The organism is Mesorhizobium sp. ArgA1, from assembly GCF_053714375.1.
Genome location: NZ_JBSKBQ010000093.1, coordinates 1 through 1,426, shown reverse-complemented (window position 1 = coordinate 1,426; position 1,426 = coordinate 1). Strand labels below are relative to the sequence as shown.

General features: G+C 59.4%; 1 protein-coding gene. It reads right to left on the bottom strand.

Translation table 11 applies throughout. The annotated features are described in order from the left end of the window. Window positions 1-27: 27 nt before the first annotated feature. A protein-coding gene (locus ACWGTI_RS32440; protein WP_454590653.1) for an IS3 family transposase occupies window positions 28-1,382 on the bottom strand; the annotation gives its coding sequence in 2 pieces (ribosomal slippage) (window positions 28-903 and window positions 906-1,382; 1,353 coding nt in all). Between the last annotated feature and the right edge of the window lie 44 nt (window positions 1,383-1,426).

The following is a 1,426-nucleotide window of genomic DNA, read 5'->3' as shown; positions in this document are numbered from 1 at the left end:
TGAACTGACCCCGTAAAGTTGGACGGTTCATTGAGCTGGTAGATTTAAGGACTGGTTCCTGTATTGCACAGGGGCCAGCCCTTTGAGTTTCAGTTTGATGCGGTGGTGGTTGTAATAGTCGATGTAGTGCTCGATTGCGGTATCGAGGCTTTGGACCGTCTCGAAGCGTTCCGGATGGAAGAGCTCGGACTTGAGTATGCCGAAGAAGCTCTCCATCGGTGCATTGTCGAGGCAATTGCCTTTGCGCGACATGCTCTGTGGCAGTCCTCTCGCCTTCAGCCTACGCTGGAATGCCGACATCTGGTACTGCCATCCCTGATCGGAATGCAGGATCGGTCGTTCGTCTTCATCGAGCCGGGCGAAGGCTTTGGTCAGCATATTGTCCACCAGTTTGAAGCGTGGCCGCCGCGCCGTCTCGAACGCGACGATCTCGCCATTGTAGAGGTCCATGACCGGTGACAGGTAGAGCTTGTCGCCGGCCAGGTTGAACTCCGTCACGTCGGTCACCCATTTGCGGTTGGCGCGATCGGCGCTGAACTTGCGTTGCAAGAGATCGGGAGCGGTCCGCCCAACCTCGCCCCTGTAGGAACGATACTTCTTCGGCCGGACCAGCGACTTCAATCCCATCCCGGCCATCAGGCCCTGGACGGTCTTGTGGTTGACGTGTTGATCCAACTGGCGCAGTTGCGCGGTCACCCGGCGATAGCCGTAGCGGCCCTTGTGGCTATCGAAGATGGTCTTGATCGCCTCCTTCAGCGCCGCATGGCGATCCGGGCGCGAGGCCGCCTTTTGCCTGTAATAGAACGTGCTGCGCGGCAGCTTCGCCAGCTTGAGCAGCCCCTCAAGCGGATGCAACGGCCTTAACGCCTGGACGGCTTGCGCTTTTTGGGCGCGTGTCCCTGCGTTAAGGCCTCCAGTTTTTTTAGGTAGGCGTTCTCCATCCGCAATTGTTTCAGCTCGGCCAGCAACTCCTCGCGGCTTTTGGCCTCGTCACTGGCTGCAACAGGCACTGCGGGGGCCGGCGGCTCTGGCATGGGTCGTCCTCTGGGGCGCGGGCCGAGCGCCTCTATCCCGCCCGCATGATAGCGCCTCTCCCAGCCCGTCAGGCAACCGGCATTGCGGATATTGAACAACGCCGCCGTCTGCCGATACGACAGACCCTCCTCCCACATCCGCTCAAGCACTGACAGCTTGAACGCCGCGTCGTAGCGATCGTACTTGCTCGCCAGCCCGGCATCGCCATGCGCCTGGTACAAAGCAACCCACTTGCGAACAGTCGCAGCGTCAATCCCATGCTTAGACGACCCACTCGCGTAGCTTTCATCACCGGACAAATAGCTATCGACAACCGAGCGCTTGAAACTCGCACTGTGTCTGGACATGCAAAACCCCCGAAGGTTGTGTCCAACTTTCGGGGGTCAGTTCA